Here is a 25600-nt window from a genome sequence, read left to right on the forward strand (position 1 = left end):
CGGCGAAACAAGCAGCAGGTGTGGATTCGATAGCACTCAAATAGACCACTGACGGGTTTCTTCTGCTTTCGATGCTTGGCGTGCTGCACTGGTGGCCATTAATAGAATATCAATGAGTTCTTTGTCGTTGATGGACGTAAATGCGCGTGGCAAAAATGGATAATCTGCCATACCAATACGCAGGCGATCATCCACATCCACCAGTTTATGCTCTTTGATAAAACCGTCGACAAGAGCCTGAATGTTGTCCGCCATTTCCGCAGGGGTGTTTGGCTTGTTGGCATTGTGCTCAATGTAGATAAACATCGCGTCTGAGAAATGATAGAGACGCGCAGGCTCTAGGGTATGTTCTTTAAGGTAGTTACCCAGATCTCGCTCTAACTCCAACCCTTTTAAGTAGCCGTGTTGAAGGTAGGCCACTTTGAGGAATGGCACTTCAAACATGGCGAAACTGAGTTTGTCGCTCAGCGGTTCGTGGATCATTTCCCCAAGATACCACTGCTCGAAGTGGGCACTGCTTTTGGCCAATGAGTTCGACAGCCTGTCGTTGAGCATACGCAGGTTGCGAAGGCCGCTTCGTGGGTGTGTGTAAAGCTCTTCACGCAGCTCTTCGAGTTGCGACTGACGGGTATTTGCGGTGCGGTGACGCAGTACAAGAATGAGCACAATGATGCTCAGGCTGCCGAGTAAGAATAGGTTTATCTTTTTCTGCTCAACCATGTCTTTGGTGTCTTGCGCCTGCTTTTTCTGCATGTCTTCGATTTGCAGCTGGCGTTCAATCACGCGCTGACGGTGTTTAAACGACTCGGCTTCTTGAAGTTGGCGACGGCTTTCGTTGCGTTGGTTGAGCAAATCAAAGCGGCGCTGAACCTGCAAAGCTTCTTCAAAGAGCCCTTTTTGCTCATAGGCTTGAGACAGTTTTGGCAGGCACTCAAGCATGAGTGCGCGGTTCTTAATGGTTTCAGCACCTTGCAGTGCTTGCTTTAGGGAATCCAGTGCCACGTCGTTATCATGGGTACGAAGCGCAAGCTCACCTTTAAGGATCAAGGCGCGCGTCAGTGGCTCGATCAGCTCTGAGCTGGATGCAATGCTAATGGCGTTATCAACATACTGCTCCGCTTGGTTGTAGCGCAGCAGTTTTAAATAGGTGTCTGCAATCGAGATCTTGATGTTGGCAATGCGCGGTGCTCGCGAGAGGTTGTTCTCAATGTCTAACGCATTGAAGTAGTGCACCAAGGCAAAGTTGTAGCGGCTTTGACGGCTGTAAATATCTGCCAGCAAGGTTTGGGTTTGTGACAGGCCACGGCTTAAATCGAAGTGCTCATAGAACTCTGCAGCCTGATTGGCGTGTTGTAGTGCTTTGTCTAGCACACCTTGCTCGCGATAGAGCTTAGTCAGTGATACGTTGGAGCTCGCAATCTCTGGTGTCAGGTCGTTTTCACTGGCTAACCAGTAGGCACTTAACAACTCTGCTAGCGCGCGCTCATAAGATTGCTTTTGTAAAAAGTAGTTACCAAGCGCGATCTGGTAGCGCACCTTCTGTTCCATGTCAGGCTCGGTGCCCAATTCTCGATAGGCCAAGTCGAACTGATCCAGTGTGGCTTTCTCACCATTGGATTTGGAAACGATAACGGCTTTGAGAAGGGCGGCTTCAAACGCGAGATAGTTGAGGTTACGCGATCGAGTGGCATCTTTTGGAGGTAGTGCGGCGAAGAGCTCGTTGAGCTTCTCTTCGGCTTTTGCGGGTTCATTCTCCAAATGGTAGAGCAGCGACGCTTCGACAAACGCCAACTCATAGGACATTTGCGAGAGGTTGTTCTCTTCTACCATGGCTCTTGCACTGTCGAGCGCATTCCATGCCGCTGCATGATTGCCGATAACACTGTTCGCTTTTGCCAGCACGATATACGCATGCACTGTGTTCATCGGCGAACGAATGGAGCGGTCAGCTTCATTGTTAGTGTGCAAGCGGTTAGTGGTGTCAGACAGGCGTCGTTGCACAAGAAAACGCTCGGCAATCTCGATGGATTTCTCCGGCGTGGTTTGGAGCATCGATTCTGCGTCAGACAATATTGGCGTGGAATAGAGTTTCGCGCTGACGTGTGTTGTCAGCAGCAATGAAATCAAGCAGAAAGCCGCAGGAAGTAGGCGCATGGTTCCCATTTAAAAAATAAAGCAGGCCCCGAGGCCTGCTGATTCGATTATTGGCGAGCCAAACGGTTGTTTTCGCTTGGCGTTTTACCCATGTTAGTACGGTACGGATTGATATCCAAGCCGCCGCGACGGGTGTAGCGCGCATAAACGGTCAAAAGCTCTGGCTGGCAGTACTTCATCAAGTCAGTGAAGATACGCTCAACACACTGCTCGTGGAATTCATTGTGTCGACGGAAAGACACGATGTAGCGAAGCAGTTTTTCGCGGTTGATGCGTTTGCCTTTATACGCAATGCGTACTGAACCCCAGTCTGGTTGGCTGGTGATTAGGCAGTTTGACTTCAAAAGGTTACTGTTTAATGTCTCAGTTACAACTGGACCTTCAGCAGCGCCTTCCAGCAAGGAGGCATCGAACTCGTAGTTGTCGATGGCGATATCTTGCTCATCGATGTTTTCGCCACCAAAGGCAACAACCGACGCATTGCTGAATTCTTCCAGAGGAAGAATCGTCACGTCTACATCCGCACCGGCACACGCTGACAAATCTTTCGCCAGGGTATCCACCACTTCCTGCCAGTTTTCAAACTTGGTTTGGTTGAAGCTGTTCAGGTAAAGCTTGAAGGATTTGGATTCAATCAGGTTAGGGCTGGTGGCTGGCAAACGCACTTCGCCAATTGCTACTTGTGGCAGGCCTTTCGCATTCAGCCAAGACAGTTCGTAGAGCGTCCAAATGTCGTACCCGGTAAAAGGCAGTGAATCGCCTAAATCTAGGTCATCACGGTTAAGGCTTCGAGGTACAGGTTGCAGCAGTTCAGGTGCATAGTGTTCCTGATAGTCCGTTTTCTGACCCAACGTTAGGCCAGCAAGTTCTTTTGCATCTTGATATTTGCTCATACGGTTTTGCCACGGATCGATTAGAATGCGCAAAGTTTACTGAATCTTGAGGAATCTTGCTAATGAATCACTCTGTCATTACTGCGCTTTGGTCGTTCAGCGAGCGCTTTGTTGACGCTTGGCAATCACAACATGGCTCTTTGCCGCAAAGTGATGCCTATTTAGAGCTTGCATCGCCTTGTGTTGCGCAGGAAACAGATGATGTGGTGATTTGGCAGCCTGTAAAGCGTCAAGAATTGGCCGATTTCTCGAATGTGGAAGAGGGGATCGGGATTGCGCTGCATGAAGACATTAAGTCTTTTTATGCCGGACAGTATTGTGGCGACATGACGGCATCGCTAGATGGCGAGCACCTTGAGCTTATTCAGGTGTGGAGTGATGAAGATTTGCCGCGTCTGCAAGAAAACATCTTGGGCCACCTTTTAATGCAAAAGCGTTTAAAGCAAAATCCGACCGTGTTTATTGCCGCCACCCATGATGAGCTGGATGTAGTGTCTATCTGTAATGTCAGCGGTGAAGTGATCAAAGAGCGTATTGGCACGAAGCAGCGCACCTTGTTGGCTGACAACATTGAGCAGTTTTTGTCGAAACTGACACCTGAGGTTTAACTGCGAATGTACGTTGTAGAGCTTACCTTCGAGTGTTTTGATGACACGACCATTTCCGCCGTTGACCGCGCAGTAAACGGATTAATGGACGCATTGCGTTATAACGGGCAGGTACTGGGACGTGAGTTCCCTATGGTGATGGGCGATGGTCAATTCCACGTTCGTGCGGTTTGCCCTGAAAAAGATGCCTTAAGCGTCAAATATAACAGTCCACAGGTGAATGCTAAGCTTCGCCAGCTTTCGGATGCCTGCCTGCTTTCACCAAAAGTGAAGGTGTTGGGACGTGACATTAACTCGGAAGAGAGTGCGACGGACGAAGCGCGTTCTTGGCAAGTGCTTTACACCACCTATGTGCACACGTGCTCGCCGCTTCGCTGCGGTGAAACCTTGTTGCCTATTCCGCTTTATCGTATTCCTGCGACCTTTAATGGCGACCACAAAGCAGAAGTGAAGTGGCAAACGGAATGGCAAGCATGTGATGAAATTCAGATGGCGGGGGCGTTTAAAGCCGAGCATGCTGCGTTGGCAGAAATTCAAGATGCCGACAGCTTGCTGTTTAGAAAAGGCTGGGATATTCGCGGGCGTATTGAATACCTCACGAAAGTGCCGACTTACTATTACCAGTACCGTGTAGGCGGCGAGAGTTTGGATGCGGAGTTAGCGCGTAAATGTCCAAAATGTGGCGGAGACTGGCTGCAAGAAGCGCCGATTCACGATGTGTTCCATTTCAAGTGCGACGATTGCCGTATCGTTTCGAACCTTTCCTGGGACTTTCAATAAAAAATGCCGCAGCCGATGAGAATCGCCTGCGGTATCTTCTTAGCTTACGCGTTGTTCCAAGGCGTTTAGACGTTCAGTGAGTGCTTTCACTTGCTGCTCTAGCTCGGCAATGCGCGTTTCTGAATCTTTCTGTGCTTCCACTTTTTCGACTTTGGGTACTGTGCCGCTTTTTTTCCATCGCTGAAGCGCGCTGATAATAATTGGCATTGGCACCGGAGACGTCAGTCTGCCTTTGATAAGAGCCACAGTGGGCTCTTTGCCATCGTTAACCAAGGAGCTGATCGCATTTTCTAACAGTGGGGTAAAATCAGTGCTCACGTTTCTTCCTTATTACAACGCGTAAAGACTTTTCCAAAACAACGTCTTCTTACTTTGGATGCTGGCAAGCATGACATGGCTATCAGGCTTTTCGCAATAAGGTGTCGAGTATATCTATTTGTTCCACCCAATCGGCATCTTGAAGTTTGGCCTCTTCCAGAAACTGCTTTTGGCTTGTCGACCAAAATGAAGCGGCGGTCAGGTTTTCACCGGGTTCTAGCGCATGTCGGCCGATGAAATCGTCAATCGAGGTTTTGTCTGACGGTAGACCCAGTTGTTGAAACAAGCTTTCCAAATTGTGGTTGAAGACTTCCATGAACATCCCTCTGCGGTGAGTGTTTCCAAAGTATAGTTGGGCTCATGACTTATTCGCCTTTAGACCTTGTGAGAGATCGCTTACACAGCGGTAGGAATATGTATCTTTAAACACTGGAAAATCTCTTTTGCTGAGATTTAAATGTGTTTAATTTCAATTGCTTATTTTTAAATTCGCGTTTCTGGAATTAAAATGTGATATCGATCGAGATCGAGTGGGTTGTTTCGAAGGGGTATTCGCGTAATCTGTTTCATGTCGGCAGGATACTGACACACGGAATAGGATACGGAACGGACACCGAGGCCAGGAAGGCAAGCAGTTAAGGAATAACTGCTCTCACGGATTGACGTATCAAGGACGAAGGAATTTGCAGTAAACAGGATGTTTGCTGGTCAGGAAGACACAACGGACTCGTCGAAGGAAAGACGAAAGGAACACCTTCAGGAAGAAGGCGGGACATGCTCAGGAACGAGTGCGAGTCGAAACATGATGGTTCGACGGGTCAAGGTAAGACTAAAGGACACCTCCAGGACGGAGAGTTAAGGACATCGCTGAAGGAATCAGCCACTAATCAAGGAAATGATGCAGGGAGCACATTTCGTAGCTGGATAGCTGCAAGTAAGACCTCTAGGGCACGACGATAGTCGTGCCCGTTCTTTTTTCTGTCATTTAACTTTCACCGCATTTTAATTCTTCTCTCACTATGTCATTTCCTCTTAGATTCCAACGGTTTAAATGTACTTTTTGACTGTGTGATCCAGCCAATTTAGGCAGATATTCTTCTTAAACTGAGCCTAACCGATTAAAACAGAAATTTTATATTGTGCTGATGGCTTACATGCTTGTGAGAGATCTCTTACACGGCTGTGGGAAAGCACGGTTTTGTTTGCCGAAATTTGGAATCGAATAAAATAAAAAGCCTTTAAATTCAGTTATTTGATTGGTTGGTTAATTTGTGCATTCCAAAGTGTGATGTTGATCACCTGTGAGTTGGTTGTTTTGAAATTTGGTTCGCGTAATCTTTGCGGTGTCGGAAGGAACTGACAAACGGAACAGGAACTAACACCACGGACTTTGGTCGCTCAGGATGAGCAGGTAATGCAAGGAATGTGTTACCAGCAAGGAATGCGGAATTAGGGACACGGATGGAACCGTAGCGGTAAATAGGATGTTTACTGGTCAGGACGACACTTAGGACAACCCAGGATGGGGGCTTAAGGAACCACTTCAGGAAGAAGTAATGGACACCCTCAGGATGAGGACGAGAATCGAGACAGGATGGCTCGATGGGTCAAGGTAAGACCGAAGGACACCTCCAGGAAGGAGAGATAAGGATAACGCTGAAGGATTCAGCACTGATCAAGGAATGATGCAGGGAGCACATTTCGTAGCCGGATAGCTGCAAGTAAGACCTTAGGGCGCGACGTAAGTCGCGCCCGTTCTTCTTTCTGGCTCCCAGAAAAAGAACAATCATTTTCCCAATGACCTATTGCGCGCACACATTGCTCACTCAAAGGTCTAAAGCCATTACGGTTCCTGCACCGGATACGCCGGCATGTACACTTCTTGGATACGTTTCCCTTTCATCACGGCATAGCCTTGGTAGCAATCCAGTCCATTAACGGAAAACTCAAAGTAATAGCGCGTTTGAATATTTAATGGCCCTTTTGGCCAGCCAAACGAATGACTGCCGCGCGCAATCGAAAGCAATTGCACATCAACCTGCTGGCAGCGACGTTGAATAAATTGTCGCGCAATTTCCGTTTGACTGCGCTGTTGCCAGAACAAGGCTCCGACAACAGCGATTGCGATAATCCACAACAGATCGGCGATCATGATTGACGCACCGATTGTTGCAATAGCTTCACGGCGTTCATCAGCTCTTGAGATGCGCTACCATGAAGCAGTGCCAACACTTGTGGACGCAAGTTTGGGATCATCACAAGATCAGCGATCATCTGCTGGAAGAATGCTTGATCGTTTTGATCCGCAACCGCGATGAGGAATTTGTCCAAAAGGGCATTGTCGGTCAACGATGACCAGCAACGACCCGCAATCGCAATCAGCATTTCACGGTGACGCAGTGATGACTCCGACAACACTTTGCTTACCATCGATTGCAATCGCGCATGCTCTGCGCCAGACAGGGCACGCAAATAGGCGGTGAGCAGAAAGAGATCGGCTTCGTCAGCGTTAAGCATTGAAGAGATTTGTTCTTCGATACGCTCTGCAATGGATTCCGGCAATTGGCAGTGCTCCAAGCAGCCAAGCAGCGCATACCGCGGAGTCTCTGGCATCTGGGACAAGGCTTTACGAATACGGGTGGTATTGTTGTGTTTGTCCATGCGGGCACACAAATCCGCCAGCCCTTGAAGACCAACGCCTTGCCATTCAGTCCAACCCAACTCGCCTGAGAGGTAATGCTGCGCATGGTCGTAGTACTGGCTGGCTGGCTGGTTCAGGCGCGCGGTTAAGAAAGCATGGAACATGGCTTTCTTGTCGTCTTGCGGGTTAAAGGTATACGGGTTGTTCGCAAGCTTTTCTTGCTCTTCTTCCGTTGGCGTTTTATCCAAGGTGGCACCCATGGCTTGTGCAACGTATTGGATAAAATCGCCCAGTGCCGCTTGGTTCAGTAGCCCGCGCTCATCAAGAGGCATTTTCAGAAACCAAATCCAAGGCGATTGCCCAGCTTGGCCAAATGCAATACCGAACTGCGCATGTTGCTGCACAGGATAGGGATAAGCCACGCGGTTTTCTTCGATGGCAACAAAGTCCTTTTGGCTGATTTCAGTCACGCGACGACTGAGGTCATAGATGACGTAATCACATTTGGCCTGCTCGAGAATGACGTGAAGAGAGAGCGAATTGTCCATATTACTTCTATTGTTGTTGCCGCACGTGGCGGTGGATGAAAAGAGCGTCAGTATACATACCGACTTTGTTATTTTTTGATATGCTTGCGCGCAACACGAATTTCAACCCATGCAGCCAAAGAAGAGAGTAATTTCATGAGCAAACACCAAAAAGTCGGTGTACTCCTGCTTCAGCTCAAAACCGTCCTTGAGCAACACGGCCATTGGCAAGATGAGGCACCCGCTGATGACAAGCTCGCGAGCAGTGAGCCTTTTGCCATTGATACCTTGTCGTGCACCGAATGGCTGCAGTGGATTTTCATCCCCAAGATGCAGTTCTTGGTTGATCATCAATTCCCGCTGCCGACGTCCTTTAGCATCTCCCCTTATGTGGAAGAAGCATTGAAAGGCACAGACGGACACTTGGAAATTACTCAGGTATCGACAGACATCGATGCCCTGTTCAGTAGCGATACCCAATAAGTACCATGCAAATCGAACTTGAAATTGTCTACCGCGATGAGTGGCTCATTGCGGTCAATAAACCTTCCGGCATGCTGGTCCACCGCTCGTGGTTGGACAAAGGTGAAACCCGTTTTGTTATGCAAACCTTGCGTGACCAGATTGGGCAGCATGTTTTCCCGCTCCACCGTTTAGACCGACCGACATCTGGCGTGCTTTTGTTTGCTTTGTCCTCGGAGATGGCCGCAGAAATGATGCCGAAATTTGCTGGGCGTGATATTCACAAAACCTACCATGCGATTGTGCGAGGGTGGATTCAGGAAGGGGCGACGCTGGATTATCCGCTCAAAGAAGAGCTGGATAAAGTGGCAGACAAATTTGCCACGGCAGAACCAGAAGCCAAAGAAGCCAAAGAAGCCATCACGGAGTACCGACCATTGGCACATGCGGAATTGCCCATTGCGATGGGACGCTATCAAAGCTGCCGTTATACGCTGGTGGAGATGAAACCGCATACCGGACGCAAGCATCAACTTCGTCGTCACATGCATCACTTGAGTCATCATATTGTGGGTGATGTGAACCATGGTGATGGTCGACACAATCGCTTATTCCGACAAGAGTTTGAGTGCCATCAGTTGCTGCTTCACGCATCGCGTACCGAGTTTACGCATCCTGTAACACAAGAGCAGGTAGTGATTGAGGCAAACGTGGATTCGGTATGGCGACGTGTGCTCGACGGTTTAGGTTTACACGATCATCTTTGAACCGTTAAAGACAAAAAAACCGCCGTGAAGGCGGTTTTTCTTTGCTTTGAAAAGTGCTTAGAGCTTTTCCAGATCGGCCTCGATCTCGGCGATCTTGCTTGCGACCACTTTTTCCAAATGTCGAAGGTCTCGCAGGATCTTTTTCTTGGTGTCTTGCTCGGTTTGCTCGCGTCGTACGATTTTATCGAGCTCATCCACCACCAAAGAAAGACTACGGTTTATCTCTGTGACTTCTCTAAATCGACCGCTTCCGCTGTCGACCACGACATTTTTGCGCTGGCGTGGGTATTTGAATTTCACGCTTTTGGCAAACAGTTCACCTTTCGCTTTGTGAAAGTAGATTTTCAGCGTGTCTGAATTGGCTTCCTGACGAAGGGTGTAGCGTTCGATGTTTTCAGGTTTCTCGATACCGATGTTTTTAAGATTCTGGTACATAACTGCCTCTCTTCGTCTGCTCAGACATTGGTTTCAACTACTTACTGTTCACTTTAGCAGCACCTTGGTGCCATCCCCAACAGAAGTAATGATCAATGTCTGAGACTTGTGGAAGAGATCGCCAGACGTTCTAATTAGCTGTACAAAATTAGTGTGTTATTCGGCTATTGCGCATCATTTAACGCATCAAATAGGGCATCTTTTAACGCTTGCTGTGCATCCTCCGATAAAGCCTGCCTATCACCGTCAGTCACAATGAAAAAGTCTTCTGCACGCTCGCCAATCGTGGTGATTTTTGCGGCTTGAAGCGAGACGCCTTGGCGCGCAAAAACCGCCCCTACGCGAGCCAGTAGCCCTGGCATATCGAGTGCAACCAGCTCTAGCAAGGTGCGTCGACCTGTGCGTGTTGGTAAGAAGGTGACTTGCGTTTTGACGTTAAACGCCATCAGCTTTCTCGGTGCGCGTTTGACGGGGATGGTGATTTTCCCGTCTTGCATTAAAGCCAGTTGCACGCCATCGCGGATGGTGTCATGTCGGTCGGATTGAATCGCCTCGTTGTTGGCATCCAGCACCATAAAGGTATCGAGGGTAAAGCCATCCTTGCTGGTCATGATCTGGGCGTCATGAACACTGAGGTTTTTCTTATCCAGTGCCGCAACAACCCGCGCAAAGAGGCTGGGCTTATCTTCGCTGTAGACAAAGATTTCGGTGCCGCCGCGCGTCGCGTTTTTACTGACCAACACCAATGGCTCGTTGCTTCGTGGTTGAGGATGTGCTCACTGTGCCATGCAATTTGCTTGTGCGTGTGGCGAAGGAAGTAATCGGCTTTAAAGCGCTGCCACAGCAGCTCAATGTCACGCGGCGCAAAGCCATGTTTTCTGAGAAGTGCGGAAGCTAAGTGCTGATTGTGACGGATACGCTCACGTACATCTGGCGGGTTCTCCAACCCACGGCGCAGGGCTTTTTGGGTGGAGTAATAAAGCTCTGCAAGAAGGGTTCGTTTCCAGCTATTCCAAAGCTCTGGGTTGGTGGCGTTGATGTCCGCGACGGTCAGGCAAATCAGGTAATCTAGACGCTCTTCATCTCGCACTTTTTGGGCGAAATCCGTGATGACTTCCGGATCGTAGATGTCGCGACGTTGGGCGGTCACTGACATCAGCAAGTGATTGCCAACAAGCCAACTGACCAGGTTCGCTTCGGGGCGCGAGAAACCGTGGTCGATACAGAAGGTGTAGGCTTCTTCAGCACCAATTTCTGAGTGATCGCCGCCACGCCCTTTGCCGATATCGTGAAAAATAGCCGCCAGCAGCAGAAGCTCCGGTTTAGCGAGCCTTGGCAATACGTCGCAGCAAATTGGATGTTTGTCGCGGTTTTCTTCTTGGGCAAAGCGGTTGATGTGTTTGAGCAAACGTATGGTGTGTTCGTCCACCGTGTAGGCATGGAACAGATCGAACTGCATTTGGCCGACAATTTGGCTCCACTGCGGAAGATACGCTGACAATACCCCGTGCTTGTGCATCAGAGGGAAGGCCTTGTGCAACGCGTTAGGATGGCGCGTGAGGGCAATAAATTTTTCTTTGGCTTCAGGGATATCACACAAGAAGCGGTTTAAGCGGCGTCTTGCTGTGCGAAGCTGGCGCAAGGTTGGCGCGGAAATTGACTCTATCGACTTGTCATTGGCGATATGCAGGAACATATCAATGATGGTGTCAGGACGTGCTTGGAACAGTGCCGGTTTTCGCGCCTCGATTTGACGGCCTTTTCGTTGAAAGTCGTCGCTGAGAATCTCTATCTTTTTGTTATCTGGTTCGTCATTGATTTCTAGCTCGAACAGGCGGATCAGCATTTTGTTAAGCTCTGCGACGCGGCCGAGGGTGCGGTAGAAATCTTTCATCATCATTTCGATGCCGCGGTTTCCGTCGCCCTGATAACCAAGGGTCTCTGCGACAGAAGGCTGATGAGCGAAGGTCAGACGGTTGTCATAACGACGAAGCTCAAGGTGCAAGGCAAAACGAATACGCCAAAGTACGGTTTGGCATTCGTCGAGCTCGCGAAACTCTGCATCCGTCAAAAAGCCGTATTTGCTCATTTCACGAAGCTAGTGGCGCCAAAGTGGCGGCGGGCAATCCAGCTTAACGTGTGAATGTCGCGAAGGCCGCCGGGGCTTGATTTGATGTCAGGCTCAAGGTTGTAGGCCGTGTCGTGATAGCGAGCATGTCGATCGGTCTGTTCTTTGACTTTGGCTTTAAAGAACTTCTCGCTAGGCCAAAATTGCTCCGAGTGAATTCGGTTTTTCAGTTCGTGATAAATGCGCTCGCTGCCGCACAGAAGGCGTGCTTCCTGTAAGTTGGTGGCAACAGTTAAATCGTCCATGCCCACGTCCATACACTCTGTGAGCGTGCGAACACTGTGGCCGACTTCGAGTTTCAAATCCCAAAGCAAGGTGACAAATTCGCTGATTTTCTGTTGGTAGGTTTTGTCGATACAACCTTCGCTGAGAATAAGCAGGTCAATGTCTGACAGGGGATGAAGTTCTCGGCGGCCATAACCACCCACGGCAATGAGTGAAAGGCTAGGGTGGTGGTCGAAGTCATAATGCTGCCAAAGGCGAGCAAGCAAGGCGTCCATATAATCTGAACGGGCGTAAACCAAATCGTTGACGGAGACATGATTGAGAAAAGCGGTTTTTTGCTGCTCACCGAAAAGCGTCAGCTGCTGTTTGAGGGTTTGCAGATCCAGTTGATCAGCCGTCAATTCATTCGGGGAGAGCAAAACGTCGTTCATTGTCTTCCTTGGCGTATACAGGTTTAAAAAAAGTCGGCACTGAGGCCGACTTTTATTTTTTCTAGATTTTTAGGCGTTGTTCAAAATTCGTGGCAGCGACTCGTCGCTACGCAGCGTCAGGATCTCACAACCTGAATCTGTGACCAGAATGGTGTGTTCCCACTGCGCTGATTTCTTGCCATCAACGGTGTATACCGTCCAGCCATCATCTTCATCCAAGATGGTGCCGAATTTGCCTGCATTAATCATCGGTTCGATGGTGAAACACATGCCCGCTTTCATCACAGTGCGGTCGCTGTTTTTGTAGTGAACCACTTGCGGCTCTTCGTGGAACTCAGAGCCGATGCCGTGACCACAGTAATCTTTTACGATTGAGTAGCGGCGCGGACGGTTTTTGATGAATTTCTGGATTTCAGTACCCAGATCGCCAATTCGTGCACCTGGTTTTACTTTTTTCAGGGCTTGATAAAGGCTTTCTTGCGCAACGTGGCACAGTGCTTTGTCTTCTGCAGACACATCACCAATCAGGAACATCTTAGAGGTGTCACCGTGGTAACCGTCTTTGATGACAGTGATATCGATGTTGATGATGTCACCATCTTTCAGCACATCACCTTCACATGGAATGCCGTGACATACGATGTGGTTGATAGATGTACAGATCGATTTAGGGAAACCGTGGTAGTTCAGCGGCGCAGGAATTGCCTCTTGCGTTTCAGTGATGTACTTGTGGCAAATGTCATCCAGCTCTTTGGTGGTCACGCCTGCTTTGACGTGAGGTTCGATCATTTCCAGTACGTCGGCTGCAAGGCGACCGGCTACACGCATTTTTTCAATTTCTTCAGCCGTTTTGATTTTGGCGCTCATTGCTTTCTCTCGGTTAGCTCTCTCGTTATTGATGGTTATCTCAACGAAAGAATGTATGACAGCATTTACTACATATTATCAATCGCATCGCCATGTGGGAACCGTGAGAGATAAAGTGACTGCTTTTTTATGCTGGATTTGATGGCAGTTTTTATGGTATAAAGCGCGCCGAAATACGCCTTCATGGTTAATCTTGAAAACAGGTTCTATGCTGGTGGTTTCACCAAATACTATTTATTTAACTCACACACATATCGACACATGCGCCGGGGTGCCCTTAAGGGTCGGCAGTATGGGATATGTGGAGGCCTAACCCCAAGAGGAATTAAAATGGCTACTGTTTCAATGCGCGACATGCTGAAAGCTGGTGTTCACTTCGGTCACCAGACTCGTTACTGGAACCCTAAGATGAAGCCGTTCATCTTCGGTGCACGTAACAAGGTTCACATCATCAACCTAGAAAAAACTGTACCAATGTTCAACGACGTACTGGCTGAACTGACTAAAGTTGGTGAGCGCAAAGGTAAAGTACTGTTCGTTGGTACTAAGCGTGCCGCTAGCGAATCTGTTAAAGCAGCTGCAGAAAGCTGTGACCAGTACTACGTGAACAACCGTTGGTTGGGCGGTATGCTGACCAACTGGAAAACTGTTCGCCAGTCAATCAAACGTCTGAAAGATCTGGAAACTCAATCTACTGACGGTACTTTCGAGAAGCTGACTAAGAAAGAAGCTCTGATGCGTACTCGTGAGATGGAAAAACTTGAGAAATCTCTGGGTGGTATCAAGAACATGGGCGGTCTGCCAGACGCACTGTTCGTAATCGACGCTGATCACGAGCACATCGCGATCAAAGAAGCGAACAACCTGGGTATCCCAGTATACGCAGTAGTTGATACTAACTCTGATCCAGACGGCGTTGACTTCGTTATCCCAGGTAACGACGACGCAATCCGTGCTGTTCAACTGTACCTGAACGCTGCTGCTCAATCTTACAAAGAAGGCCGTAGCCAGGACATCGTTGCTCAAGCAGAAGACGAGCTGGTTGAAGTAGCTGAGTAAGACAACTGCTCCTTGTGAGCGTTCTTAGCCATCAGACTGTCACAGACAGCACTGTAAGCTAAGTAGGTTAGCAGGGCCCACTATCGGCCCTGATTTTTACCCTAATTGTTTCGAATCGAGGAATGAACAATGGCTGTTACCGCTGCCTGGTAAAAGAACTGCGCGAACGCACTGGCGCAGGCATGATGGAATGTAAGAAAGCGCTGGTAGAAACTAACGGCGACATCGAGCTGGCAATTGAAAACATGCGTAAGTCAGGCGCTGCTAAAGCTGCTAAGAAAGCAGGTAACGTAGCTGCTGAAGGCGCGATCATCATCAAAGAAGCTGATGGTGTTGCTGCTCTGGTAGAAGTTAACTGCCAAACTGACTTCGTAGCAAAAGATGGTAACTTCACTGCATTCGCTAACGAAGTAGCTGAAGCTGCTCTGGCGAACAAAGCATCTGTTGAAGAACTGCAAGCGCAATTCGAAGAAGCACGTGTTGCTCTGGTTGCTAAAATCGGTGAAAACATCTCTATCCGTCGCGTAGCATACGTTGAAGGTACTGCGATTGCTTCTTACCGTCACGGCGAGCGCATCGGTGTTGTTGTTGCTGGTGAAGGCGACGCAGAAACTCTGAAGCACATCGCAATGCACGTTGCTGCATCACGCCCAGAGTACGTGAACCCATCTGACGTTCCAGCTGACGTAGTTGCTAAAGAGCGCGAAGTTCAAGTTGAAATCGCAATGAACGAAGGCAAGCCTAAAGAAATCGCTGAAAAGATGGTTGAAGGCCGCATGAAGAAGTTCACTGGCGAAGTTTCACTGACTGGCCAACCTTTCATCATGGAACCTAAGAAAACTGTAGGCGAAATCCTGAAAGAAAAAGGCGCGTCAGTTTCTACTTTCATCCGTCTAGAAGTGGGTGAAGGTATCGAGAAAGTTCAAGGCATGAGCTTCGCAGAAGAAGTTGCAGCCGCTCAGAAAGGTTAATTCCTCTTTGAGAACCCAAAAGACCGCAGAACCCTGCGGTCTTTTTACAATCCCATCCGTAGAAGTAAGTGCCTAAAGGTAGTGAGCATGACTACAAATCCAAAACCAGCCTATCAACGAATTTTGCTTAAATTGAGCGGCGAAGCGCTCCAAGGAAAAGAAGGCTTCGGTATCGATCCAGCTGTACTTGATCGTATGGCGCAAGAAATTAAAGAACTGGTAGAACTTGGCGTACAAGTTGGTCTGGTCATTGGTGGTGGTAACCTATTCCGCGGTGCAGGTCTTGCAGAAGCGGGTATGAACAGGGTTGTGGGCGACCACATGGGTATGCTGGCGACTGTGATGAACGGTCTGGCAATGCGTGATGCACTGCATCGTGCCTATGTGAACGCGCGGGTAATGTCGGCAATTCCTCTAAACGGTGTCTGTGACAGCTACAACTGGGCAGAAGCAATCAGCCAACTGCGCAACGGTCGCGTGGTGATCTTCTCTGCAGGTACAGGTAATCCATTCTTCACGACCGATTCTGCTGCGTGTCTGCGCGGTATCGAAATCGAGTCAGACGTTGTGATTAAAGCAACCAAGGTAGATGGTGTTTACACTGACGATCCAGCGAAAAACCCAGATGCTGAACTGTACAGCAACCTGACTTACCAAGACGTTCTTGAAAAAGAACTGAAAGTGATGGACTTAGCTGCCTTCACTCTGGCTCGCGATCACAAGATGCCTATCCGTGTTTTCAACATGAATAAGCCAGGCGCGTTGCGTCGAGTTGTGATGGGTGAGCAAGAAGGCACACTAATTAATAACGGTTAATCGAAATTAGTGGCATAATTCCACTCGTTAGAAAAAAGAATCTTCAAGGATACTCTCGTGATCAATGAAATTAACGCAGATGCGAAAGAGCGCATGCACAAAAGCGTTGAAGCGCTGAAGAACACCTTAACCAAAATCCGTACTGGTCGTGCACACCCAGCTTTGCTGGATGGCCTGTCAGTAGATTACTACGGTTCAGCGACTCCGCTTAAGCAACTGGCTTCAATCGTAGCAGAAGACGCACGTACACTGGCGATCACTGTATTCGACAAGTCAATCACTCAAGCTGTTGAAAAAGCGATCATGACCTCTAGCTTGGGCCTGAACCCAATGTCTGCAGGTACGGTTATTCGCGTTCCATTGCCACCGCTGACTGAAGAACGTCGTCGCGATCTGGTTAAGATCGTACGTGCTGAAGCGGAAGGTGGTCGTGTTGCAGTACGTAACATCCGTCGTGACGCAAACAGCGACCTGAAAGCTCTGTTGAAAGACAAAGAGATTTCTGAAGATGACGAGCGTCGTGGTCAAGACGACATCCAGAAGCTGACTGATGCGGCAGTGAAAGAAATTGACGCGATTCTTGAAGCGAAAGAAAAAGAGTTGATGGAAGTATAATTCCGGCTACACTCTGATTCCATTGCCAAAGCGCTGTGCTAGCAGTACAGCGCTTTTTATTTGCGAAGGATAATGATGAGCTCTCAGTCTTCCTATCTAGAAATAGACACCAACCTTCTCCCAAAACACATTGCTGTCATCATGGACGGAAATGGCCGTTGGGCGAAAGCGCGAGGCAAAGCCCGTATGTTTGGGCACAAAGCCGGCGTTGACGCTGTCAGAAAAACGGTTTCTACTGCAAACCGTCTCGGTATTAAAGTTCTAACACTCTTTGCTTTTAGCAGTGAAAACTGGCGTCGCCCAGAAGAAGAAGTCAGCTTGCTGATGGAACTTTTTGTCACTGTTTTGGGACGTGAAGTGAAACGCCTTCATAAAAATGGCGTAAAGCTCAAAGTTATTGGCGACACAACGCGATTCAGTAAATCACTACAAGATAAAATTGCATCTGCTGAAGCTCTAACTGCAAACAACACGGGCTTGGTTCTTAACGTGGCTGCCAATTACGGCGGTCAATGGGATATCTTACAATCTGTACAAAAGCTTGCTGGGCAAGTTGCACGCGGTGAATTGACACCAGAGCAATTGACCGAAGCAGATATTGGCGCGCATTTGACGACAGCAAACATGCCGGATGTGGATTTGATGATCCGCACCAGTGGTGAATGTCGCATCAGCAACTTTATGTTGTGGCAGGTGCATACGCTGAGATGTATTTTACCGAACAATTTTGGCCGGATTTTGATGAGCTCAGCCTCTCTGAAGCCATTGCTTGGTATGTGAGCCGAGAACGCCGTTTTGGCTGTACTGGTGAGCAGATTCAGGCCATGTTACAAGTAGAAAAATAGAGGGTTTCCTTTGCTGAAACAACGTGTATTAACGGCGTCTGTGCTAGCACCAATCGTTATCGCAGCTATTTTCTTTTTGCCGTTACCTTTCTTCATTGCTGCCATCGCAGGCGTAACCCTTCTCGGTCATTGGGAATGGACTAAGTTTGTTGCGTCTTCATCTCGCGTGAAAGCGTTCGTTTTTCCCTCACTGATCTTAGTTGCATCTTTGATTGGCTTGTGGCCCGTGACTCAACATGGGCTCGAACTGTCTAGTTTAAATAGCGGTGTGTTGGCGTTAGTCGGTGCACTGTGGTGGTTGGTTGCGACAGCAATGGTGCTGAAGTACCCAAAAGCGACATCATGGTGGTCTAACAGCGCGTTATTGCAACAAGCGTTTGGCGTATTGACGCTTCTCCCATTCCTTTGGAGCGTATCACTGCTTCGTGCCTTCGAGTACGAAACGACGCCTTACATGGGTGCCAAAATGGTATTGCTGGTCTGTCTGCTTGTATGGGCAGCAGATACGGGAGCCTACTTTGCAGGTAAGCGCTTTGGTAAGCGAAAAATGGCTCCTGCGGTGAGCCCAAACAAAACCACGGAAGGACTGATTGGTGGTTTGATCGCTTCTGTGGGTGTGACGCTGTTGGCTGCAAAGGGGTTCTCCATTCCGTTCTCGTCTCTCCCTATGCTTGCTTTGGTTGCACTGATCACGGCATTTGCTTCTGTTCTGGGCGATTTGGCAGAAAGTATGTTTAAGCGCGTGGCGGGCGTGAAAGACAGTGGCAGTATCTTGCCGGGACACGGTGGGATTTTGGACCGAATTGATAGCCTAACCGCTGCATTCCCCGTCTTCACCGTATTGTATTTCTGGTTAGCATAATGATTTCACCGGCGAAAGCCGGTGAGTCTTATCTACAACGGCAATTTTAAACAGAGTTTTCTATGCGTAAGTTAACGATTCTTGGTGCGACTGGCTCTATAGGAAGCAGCACGCTTTCAGTAGTAGAAAAGAATCCACACGCCTACGAAGTGTTTGCGTTGGCTGCGAATGCTAACGTGAACGAAATGATCCTACTTTGCTTGAAGTGGAAACCAACGTTCGCAGCAATGGCGGATGAGAATGCAGCTAAAGCATTGCGTCTGGCACTGAGCAACCAAGGCTGTCCAACCGAAGTATTAGCTGGTGAAGCGGGCCTTTGTGCTGTCGCGTCTCACGATGATGTCGACACTGTCATGGCAGCGGTGGTTGGCGCTGCGGGTCTTGTGCCTACCATGGCGGCAGTGAAAGCGGGCAAGCGTATTTTGCTGGCGAATAAAGAAGCCTTGGTGATGTCAGGGCAGTTTTTTATCGACGCAGTGCATCACTATGGTGCCGAACTTCTGCCTGTCGACAGCGAGCACAACGCCATTTTTCAGTGTCTGCCAGCTTCTATTCAACTAAAGCCGGGTATATGTGACCTCGGTGCAGAGGGCGTAAGCAAAATTCTACTGACCGGCTCTGGTGGTCCATTTCGCTACACCGATATAGACGCGCTTGCTGCAGTAACACCAGCGCAAGCTATTGCCCACCCCAACTGGTCGATGGGGCCAAAAATCTCCGTTGACTCAGCGACTATGATGAATAAAGGGCTTGAGTACATTGAGGCGCGTTGGCTGTTTAATGCCAAACGCGAACAATTGGACGTGATTATTCATCCGCAATCTGTCATTCATTCTATGGTCCAATATCGTGACGGTTCTGTGTTGGCGCAGATGGGGCACCCAGACATGTGTACGCCTATCGCCTATGCGATGGCTTATCCGTCCCGCATTGAGGCTGGTGTTAAGCCGCTCGATTTCAGTGAGGTGGGAGAGTTTACGTTCATTAAACCTGACTTTAATCGCTACCCATGCTTAAAGCTGGCGATTGATGCGTGCTACTCAGGGCAAGCAGCGACCACGACCCTAAATGCGGCGAATGAAATTGCGGTTGATGCTTTCCTACAGGGTCATATCGGCTTCATGCAGATCGCTCAAATCAATGACGCGGTACTACAAGATGTCACACTTGCGGAGCCGTCTTGTATTGAAAACTTGCTTTCAACCGATGAACAGGCGCGTCAGGTCGCGAGAAACTGGATTAAAAGGCTAACGGCATGAGTGGAATTCTCTGGAACCTTCTGTTTTTCTTAGTTGCGTTGGGCGTATTGATTGCCGTTCATGAATACGGCCATTTTTGGGTTGCTCGACGTTGTGGCGTCAAAGTAGAGCGATTCTCTATCGGCTTTGGCAAGGCGATTTGGCAAAAAATTGGTAAAGACGGCACCGAATATACCTTGGCGATGATTCCATTGGGCGGTTACGTCAAAATGCTCGATGGTCGCGTGGATGATATTCCTCTGGGTGAGGAACCTCGTGCTTTTAACAATCGTCCACTGTGGCAGCGAAGCGCAATTGTTGCCGCTGGCCCCATTGCCAATTTCCTCTTTGCCATCGTGGCCTACTGGATGGTGATGGTAATTGGTGTACCTGCCGTCAAACCCGTTGTGGGTGATGTCGCTCAACATTCTATTGCCGCAAATGCGGGAATTGAGCCAGGGATGGAACTTACAGCGGTCTCGGGTATCCAAACTCGGGATTGGGAATCAGTAAATCTGCAGCTTATTTCACATATTGGTGATGATGAAATGACGCTGTCGGTGAAACCAGATGACAATGCCGCGTACTCGATAGACAAGTCGTTAGATTTAGCGACATGGTCGTTTGACCCTGAGTCGCAATCAGCACTGCGCACATTAGGTATTACCCCGTTTACGCCTGCGATCTCGACGACAATCGCTCAGGTTGTTGAAGGGAGTGCAGCAGAGCGCGCTGGTTTGAAAAGAGGTGATGCGCTGCAAAGCATCGACGGAACGCCAGTGACTGACTGGACTTCTGTGGTAGAGGTGGTACGTGCCCATCCGGAGCAAGCTATTGATCTGGGTGTTAAGCGTAACGGTGAAAATATGACACTTTCACTGGTACCCGACTCCCGTGAACAAGGTGAGCTGAAAATTGGCTACGCAGGCTTCTCACCAGAAGTCGCTGCTTGGCCAGAGTCTTACCAGTTTACGTTGCAATACGGTCCGTTAGCCGCAATCCCAGCAGCCATGGATAAAACCTGGCAAGTGGTCGTCCTAACGGCAGAAATGATTAAAAAGCTCTTCACTGGCGACGTGGCGGTGAAGAATCTGAGCGGTCCAATTTCCATTGCCAAAGGCGCAGGGATGACCGCTGACTTTGGTTTGGTATACTTTCTTGGTTTTCTCGCACTGATCAGCGTGAATTTGGGTATTATTAACCTTTTACCGTTACCTGTACTGGATGGTGGTCACCTGTTGTTCTTCGGCATTGAAGCTGTGACACGTCGCCCTGTCTCTGAAAAGGTACAAGATATCGGTTACCGAGTTGGCTCAGCCATTATCGTGGTACTGATGGCCGTCGCGATTTTTAATGATGTCGCACGGCTGTAAATCAGCGTTTAGCAAGGAAAAGTCAGAGCAACAATGGCGATGAAAAAACTTTTACTGGCCTCACTCTTATTCTCGGGCTCTGTTACGGCTGAACAGTTCGTAGTAGATGACATTCAGTTTGAGGGGCTTCAGCGTGTCAGCATAGGTGCTGCACTTCTCGCAATGCCTGTTCGCGTTGGCGACAGCATCAGTGACAAAGATGTCGCAGAAATTATCAAATCTCTGTTCTCAACCGGGAACTTTGAAAACGTCCGCGTTTTCCGTGATGGTGACGACCTCGTAATTAAGGTGATCGAGCGTCCAACAATCGCTAGCATTTCTTTCTCTGGCAACAGTGCCATTAAAGAGGAGATGCTCGAGGAGAACCTTTCTGCATCGGGTCTACGTGTCGGTGAAGCGTTGGACCGCACCAAGCTTTCCAATATTGAACAAGGCTTGGAAGATTTCTACTACAGCGTGGGTAAGTACAACGCGCTGGTGAATACGGTGATCACCCCACTTCCTCGTAATCGTGCTGACGTGAAATTTGTCTTCACCGAAGGTGTTTCTGCTGCTATTCGACAGATTAACTTTATTGGAAACGAGGTCTTTCCTGATGAAGAACTCATTTCAAACTTTAAGTTAAGAGCCGATGTTCCTTGGTGGAATTTTCTGGCTAATGAAAACTATCAGAAACAGGCATTGGCAGGTGATTTGGAAGCACTGCGTTCATTTTATCTGAATCGCGGCTATCTTAAGTTCCGGATCGAATCAACTAACGTTTCAATTTCTCCAGATAAGAAGGGTGTTTACATCACCCTGAATATTGATGAAGGCGAACCTTACACCGTGTCAGATGTCGTTTTCCGTGGCGGTAAAGACAGCTCACAATATGAAGAACTGGTGACGTTTAAAGATGGTGAAGTGTATAACGGAGCAAGGGTTACTGCACTTGAAGATGCCATCAAGAAAACGTTAGGTGAACAGGGTTACGCTTACCCTCAAGTTTCTACCATTCCAGAATTCAATGATGAAGCGAAAACGGTCGTATTGAATGTCAATGTTGATCCGGGCAAACGCGTCTATGTTCGGAACATCAGATTCTCTGGCAACCAAACAACCAGAGATGAAGTGTTGCGTCGTGAAATGCGTCAAATGGAAGGCTCATGGTTAAATGCCAAGTCGGTCGAAACCAGTAAAGAGCGCCTCAACCGTTTGGGTTTCTTTGAAACCGTTGATGTGCGTACCACGCGCGTGCCAGGTACTGATGATCAAGTGGACGTCGAGTACGTGGTGAAAGAAACTAACTCAGGCAGCGTCAACTTCGGCGTAGGCTATGGTACTGAATCGGGTTTGAGCTTCCAAGCAGGTATTCAACAGGATAACTTTGCTGGTACAGGTAATCGATTTGGTATCAATGCCATGATCAACAGTTACCAGAAAAACCTGACGCTAGATTATCGTGACCCATACTGGACATTAGACGGTATTAGTCTGGGCGGGAAAATTTTCTATAACGAATTCGAAGCGTCTGACGCAAACATCGTCGATTACACAGATAAAAGCTACGGTACCAGCCTGACATGGGGTTTCCCATTCGACGAGCTGAACTACTTCGATTTCTCTCTGGGATATACACACCGTCAGATTGAGAATTTAGGGGGTTATTACCAGATTGAGAAATTCCTTGATTCAATGGGGGACAGCGTTACCGATGATGGTGGCTTGGTTGTAGACGATTTTGACTGGTCGGTGAGCTGGACGCGAAACAACCTTAATCGCGGTTTCTTCCCAACAGCAGGTAATTATCAGCGAGCGTCATTTACGATGACGATCCCGGGCTCTGATACTCAGTACTTTAAGATGCAATACGATGCCCGACAGTATATCCCGTTGACTGAATCCCATGAGTTTTCACTTATGTTGAGAGGGCGTTTAGGCTACGGAAACGGCTATGGCAGTAATGGTGAAGATGATTATCTGCTGCCGTTTTATGAGAACTTCTACGCAGGTGGCTTCTCGACCTTACGTGGTTTCCGTTCTAACACAGCTGGTCCAAAGGCGGTTTATGACCAAGGGGCTGGTAATAACCCTGGCCTCGTTGGCAGTAACGACTCAGTCGGTGGTAACGCGACAGCTCTAGCAAGCGTTGAATTGATTTTCCCAACGCCGTTTGTATCGGCGGATTGGAGAAACTCCATCCGAACCAGTGTATTTGTCGACGCGGCGTCTGTTTGGGATACAGAATACGATCTAGAAGGTGCGCGGGTAATTAGTGGCCAAGAATATATTTATGACTACAGTGATCCGATGAACTACCGAGCTTCTTATGGTGCAGCACTGCAATGGCGTTCTCCAATGGGCCCGCTAGTATTCTCAGTTGCTAAACCTATAAAGAGCTTTGAGGGTGATGACGAGGAATTCTTCACCTTTACCATTGGCCGTACGTTCTGATTTTCAATATTAGGAGAAACACTTGAAACCATTTATCAAAGCGGCAGGTCTTGGCCTTGCGATCCTTACCTCAAGCATGTTTGCACACGCGGCTGAAGCAGCGCAGAAAGTGGGTTATGTAGCGACAGGTCCACTGATGGCTCAGTTGGCAAAGCAAAGCAACGTGCAGGAAAAACTGCGCGCAGAATTTAAAGATCGCATTGCGAAGATCGAACGTCTTGAAGCGAAAATGAAAAAAGATCTCGACAAGCTGAAGCGTAATGGTGAATTGATGAGTGAAGATGAGCGCGTAAAACTGCAGCGTGGTCTTCAGTCAATGGATTCAGAATACAAACTAGAAGTGACAAATCTTCGCGAAGATGAGCGTAAGCGTGGCGCAGAAGAGCAACGCAAGCTGGCTGAAAAGCTGCAAAAGGCAATCCAGTCTGTAGCGAAGAAAGAAGGCTACAACATGGTACTGGATCGTCAGGCCGTGCTGTTTGCTAGCCCATCAGATGATTTGTCAGAAAAAGTACTCAAAGCAGTAAAATAAGGTAGAAAATGGCTTCTATTACTCTCGCTGATTTAGCGGAAAAACTGGGTGCCGAGTTGCACGGTGACGGCAGTGTCACAATCAGTTCGATTGCGGGAATGGACAAGGCAGCAGAAGGGCAAATCACCTTCTTGTCTAGCAGCAAATACCGTAAACACCTTGCAGAGTGCAAGGCGAGTGCAGTGATGGTCAAGGAAGCCGACCTCGCTTATTGCAGTGGTAATGCGTTGGTGATGCGTGACCCGTACTTGGGTTACGCATTAACAGCCCAGCTTTTGGATACCACACCTGCGTGTGCAACAGACATTGCGCCGAGTGCATATGTATCGCCAACCGCCATTTTGGGTGAAGGCGTATCTGTTGGTCACAACGCGGTCATTGAAGATGGCGTAACGCTGGGTGATAACGTACAAATTGGTGCTGGTTGTTTTGTTGGTAAGAACGCTGTGCTGGGTGCCAACACACGCCTTTGGGCGAACGTGACCATTTACCACAATGTGCGAATGGGTGAGTCCTGTCTGATCCAAGCAGGTGCAGTTATCGGTTCTGACGGCTTTGGCTACGCGAACGACAAGGGCCGTTGGGTGAAGATCCCACAGGTTGGTACGGTAGTGATTGGTGACCGCGTTGAGATTGGTGCATGTACCACGATCGACCGCGGCGCGCTGGATGACACCATCATCTCAGACGGCGTGATAATCGACAATCAGTGCCAAATCGCGCATAATGTGCAGATCGGTGAAAATACCGCCATCGCTGGCGCAACCGTTATGGCGGGCAGCTTAAAGTCGGCAAGCACTGTATTATTGGTGGTGCGAGTGTCTTTAACGGCCATATGGAAATCACAGATGGCGTTACAATCACCGGCATGGCAATGGTGATGCGTCCAATCACCGAACCTGGCATGTATTCTTCGGGTATCCCTCTTCAGACCAATAAAGAGTGGCGAAAAACTGCTGCGCGCGTCATGAAGATCGAAGACATGCACAAACGATTGAAAGCCGTTGAAAAACAGCTGGAAGACAGCGAATAAATCCTGTTTTTGATGGCCTACTCTGGTGGCACACGGCGTATTGAGTTGTCCTCAGTTTGACCGTGGTCTGCAGCGTGGGCCATTTTGCGTTATCAACGACGAATAATAAGCTTTTCATACGGGAATATTACCTTGAGTCGCGAAAACAACGTTTTGACTATTAACGAAATTAAAGACCTGCTGCCACATCGCTATCCTTTTCTTTTGATTGACCGTGTTATTGACTTCGAAGAAGGCAAATACCTGCATGCAATCAAAAACGTGTCAGTTAACGAACCTCAGTTCACTGGCCACTTTCCACAGTTACCAGTGTTCCCTGGTGTTCTGATCCTGGAAGCAATGGCACAGGCGACAGGTCTGCTGGCATTCAAAACATTTGGTCTGCCTGCAGAAAATGAGCTGTACTACTTTGCAAGTATCGACAATGCAAAATTCCGCGCGCCTGTAACACCAGGTGACCAGATGGTTCTGGAAGTGGAGTTTGTAAAAGAACGTCGTGGTATTGCTGCATTCACCGGCGTTGCTAAGGTTGATGGCAAGGTTGTGTGTTCTGCTGACCTGAAGTGTGCCAGAAGAGAGTTCTAATC

Annotated in this window: 21 protein-coding genes and 4 pseudogenes; 16 read left to right on the top strand and 9 right to left on the bottom strand. The window is 48.6% G+C overall.

Going from position 1 to position 25600, the window contains the following annotated elements; all coding sequences use genetic code 11:
• Window positions 1–36 precede the first annotated feature (36 nt).
• On the bottom strand, window positions 37–2154 hold the full coding sequence (locus ATN88_RS16170) for a tetratricopeptide repeat-containing diguanylate cyclase (protein WP_232313316.1): 2118 nt from the start codon (window positions 2152–2154) through the stop codon (window positions 37–39).
• A gap of 47 nt (window positions 2155–2201) precedes the next feature.
• Window positions 2202–3047: an NADPH-dependent 7-cyano-7-deazaguanine reductase QueF gene (gene queF / locus ATN88_RS16175; RefSeq protein ID WP_067418147.1), complete on the bottom strand. Its 846-nt coding sequence runs from the start codon at window positions 3045–3047 to the stop codon at window positions 2202–2204.
• A gap of 62 nt (window positions 3048–3109) precedes the next feature.
• Here queF and syd point away from each other — a divergent pair, with 62 nt between their 5' ends.
• Together syd and ATN88_RS16185 are read left to right on the top strand one after the other, a co-directional pair.
• A complete protein-coding gene (syd, locus tag ATN88_RS16180) occupies window positions 3110–3655 on the top strand; it encodes a SecY-interacting protein (protein WP_067418152.1) in 546 nt (181 codons plus the stop codon).
• Window positions 3656–3661: 6 nt separating this feature from the next.
• Entirely contained in the window at window positions 3662–4435 is a 774-nt protein-coding gene (locus ATN88_RS16185; protein ID WP_067418155.1) for a Zn-ribbon-containing protein, read from the top strand.
• 39 nt (window positions 4436–4474) lie between these two features.
• Here the strand turns inward: ATN88_RS16185 and ATN88_RS16190 are convergent, their stop codons facing one another.
• From ATN88_RS16190 to ATN88_RS16205, 4 genes are all read right to left on the bottom strand, one after another.
• Window positions 4475–4753: a hypothetical protein gene (locus ATN88_RS16190; protein WP_067418158.1), complete on the bottom strand. Its 279-nt coding sequence runs from the start codon at window positions 4751–4753 to the stop codon at window positions 4475–4477.
• An 82-nt stretch (window positions 4754–4835) separates the two neighbouring features.
• Window positions 4836–5069: a DUF2789 family protein gene (locus ATN88_RS16195; RefSeq protein WP_067418274.1), complete on the bottom strand. Its 234-nt coding sequence runs from the start codon at window positions 5067–5069 to the stop codon at window positions 4836–4838.
• Window positions 5070–6596: 1527 nt separating this feature from the next.
• Complete coding sequence (locus tag ATN88_RS16200; protein WP_067418161.1) at window positions 6597–6905, bottom strand: DUF3301 domain-containing protein; 309 nt, start codon at window positions 6903–6905, stop codon at window positions 6597–6599.
• Window positions 6902–7942, bottom strand: a complete 1041-nt coding sequence (locus ATN88_RS16205; RefSeq protein WP_067418165.1) for a DUF3549 family protein — start codon at window positions 7940–7942, stop codon at window positions 6902–6904. The genes ATN88_RS16200 and ATN88_RS16205 overlap by 4 nt, the downstream gene beginning before the upstream one ends.
• Before the next feature lie 135 nt (window positions 7943–8077).
• Between ATN88_RS16205 and ATN88_RS16210 the strand changes: the two genes are divergently transcribed.
• Window positions 8078–8404, top strand: coding sequence for a YqcC family protein (locus ATN88_RS16210; protein WP_067418168.1), 327 nt, complete (start codon window positions 8078–8080; stop codon window positions 8402–8404).
• A 5-nt stretch (window positions 8405–8409) separates the two neighbouring features.
• Entirely contained in the window at window positions 8410–9150 is a 741-nt protein-coding gene (truC, locus tag ATN88_RS16215; RefSeq protein WP_067418172.1) for a tRNA pseudouridine(65) synthase TruC, read from the top strand.
• A gap of 57 nt (window positions 9151–9207) precedes the next feature.
• On the opposite strand, the gene ATN88_RS16220 is transcribed toward truC, so the two are convergent.
• The 3 genes and pseudogenes from ATN88_RS16220 to map form a co-directional block, all read right to left on the bottom strand.
• Complete coding sequence (locus ATN88_RS16220; RefSeq protein ID WP_067418176.1) at window positions 9208–9585, bottom strand: DUF3461 family protein; 378 nt, start codon at window positions 9583–9585, stop codon at window positions 9208–9210.
• Window positions 9586–9749: 164 nt separating this feature from the next.
• A pseudogene (glnD, locus tag ATN88_RS16225) lies at window positions 9750–12369 on the bottom strand (bifunctional uridylyltransferase/uridylyl-removing protein GlnD).
• A gap of 69 nt (window positions 12370–12438) precedes the next feature.
• Window positions 12439–13269 (bottom strand): type I methionyl aminopeptidase, encoded by an 831-nt coding sequence (gene map / locus ATN88_RS16230; RefSeq protein WP_269748176.1) that lies wholly within the window; start codon window positions 13267–13269, stop codon window positions 12439–12441.
• A gap of 297 nt (window positions 13270–13566) precedes the next feature.
• Between map and rpsB the strand changes: the two genes are divergently transcribed.
• From rpsB to fabZ, 12 genes and pseudogenes are all read left to right on the top strand, one after another.
• Window positions 13567–14295, top strand: coding sequence for a 30S ribosomal protein S2 (gene rpsB, locus ATN88_RS16235; RefSeq protein ID WP_067418183.1), 729 nt, complete (start codon window positions 13567–13569; stop codon window positions 14293–14295).
• Between the two features lie 129 nt (window positions 14296–14424).
• A pseudogene (gene tsf, locus ATN88_RS16240) lies at window positions 14425–15266 on the top strand (translation elongation factor Ts).
• Window positions 15267–15353: 87 nt separating this feature from the next.
• A complete protein-coding gene (gene pyrH, locus ATN88_RS16245; RefSeq protein WP_067418192.1) occupies window positions 15354–16082 on the top strand; it encodes a UMP kinase in 729 nt (242 codons plus the stop codon).
• A 57-nt stretch (window positions 16083–16139) separates the two neighbouring features.
• The gene (gene frr / locus ATN88_RS16250; protein WP_067418197.1) at window positions 16140–16697 is read left to right on the top strand and encodes a ribosome recycling factor; all 558 of its coding nucleotides are present in this window, start codon (window positions 16140–16142) and stop codon (window positions 16695–16697) included.
• Between the two features lie 75 nt (window positions 16698–16772).
• A pseudogene (locus tag ATN88_RS16255) lies at window positions 16773–17542 on the top strand (isoprenyl transferase).
• Between the two features lie 10 nt (window positions 17543–17552).
• Window positions 17553–18404 carry a phosphatidate cytidylyltransferase gene (locus ATN88_RS16260; protein WP_067418201.1) on the top strand — a complete coding sequence of 284 codons (852 nt, stop codon included), beginning with the start codon at window positions 17553–17555 and terminating at the stop codon, window positions 18402–18404.
• A gap of 62 nt (window positions 18405–18466) precedes the next feature.
• On the top strand, window positions 18467–19663 hold the full coding sequence (gene ispC, locus ATN88_RS16265; RefSeq protein ID WP_067418206.1) for a 1-deoxy-D-xylulose-5-phosphate reductoisomerase: 1197 nt from the start codon (window positions 18467–18469) through the stop codon (window positions 19661–19663).
• A complete protein-coding gene (rseP, locus tag ATN88_RS16270) occupies window positions 19660–21015 on the top strand; it encodes a sigma E protease regulator RseP (RefSeq protein ID WP_067418210.1) in 1356 nt (451 codons plus the stop codon). Before ispC ends, rseP begins: the two co-directional genes overlap by 4 nt.
• A gap of 33 nt (window positions 21016–21048) precedes the next feature.
• The gene (gene bamA / locus ATN88_RS16275; RefSeq protein WP_067418213.1) at window positions 21049–23448 is read left to right on the top strand and encodes an outer membrane protein assembly factor BamA; all 2400 of its coding nucleotides are present in this window, start codon (window positions 21049–21051) and stop codon (window positions 23446–23448) included.
• A 22-nt stretch (window positions 23449–23470) separates the two neighbouring features.
• Window positions 23471–23980, top strand: coding sequence for an OmpH family outer membrane protein (locus ATN88_RS16280; protein WP_067418217.1), 510 nt, complete (start codon window positions 23471–23473; stop codon window positions 23978–23980).
• Between the two features lie 8 nt (window positions 23981–23988).
• Window positions 23989–25013 (top strand): annotated as a pseudogene (lpxD, locus tag ATN88_RS16285) (UDP-3-O-(3-hydroxymyristoyl)glucosamine N-acyltransferase).
• Window positions 25014–25145: 132 nt separating this feature from the next.
• Window positions 25146–25598: a 3-hydroxyacyl-ACP dehydratase FabZ gene (gene fabZ / locus ATN88_RS16290; protein ID WP_067418221.1), complete on the top strand. Its 453-nt coding sequence runs from the start codon at window positions 25146–25148 to the stop codon at window positions 25596–25598.
• Window positions 25599–25600 lie beyond the last annotated feature (2 nt).

It is taken from the genome of Enterovibrio coralii (genome assembly GCF_001559595.1).
GTDB lineage: Bacteria > Pseudomonadota > Gammaproteobacteria > Enterobacterales > Vibrionaceae > Enterovibrio > Enterovibrio coralii.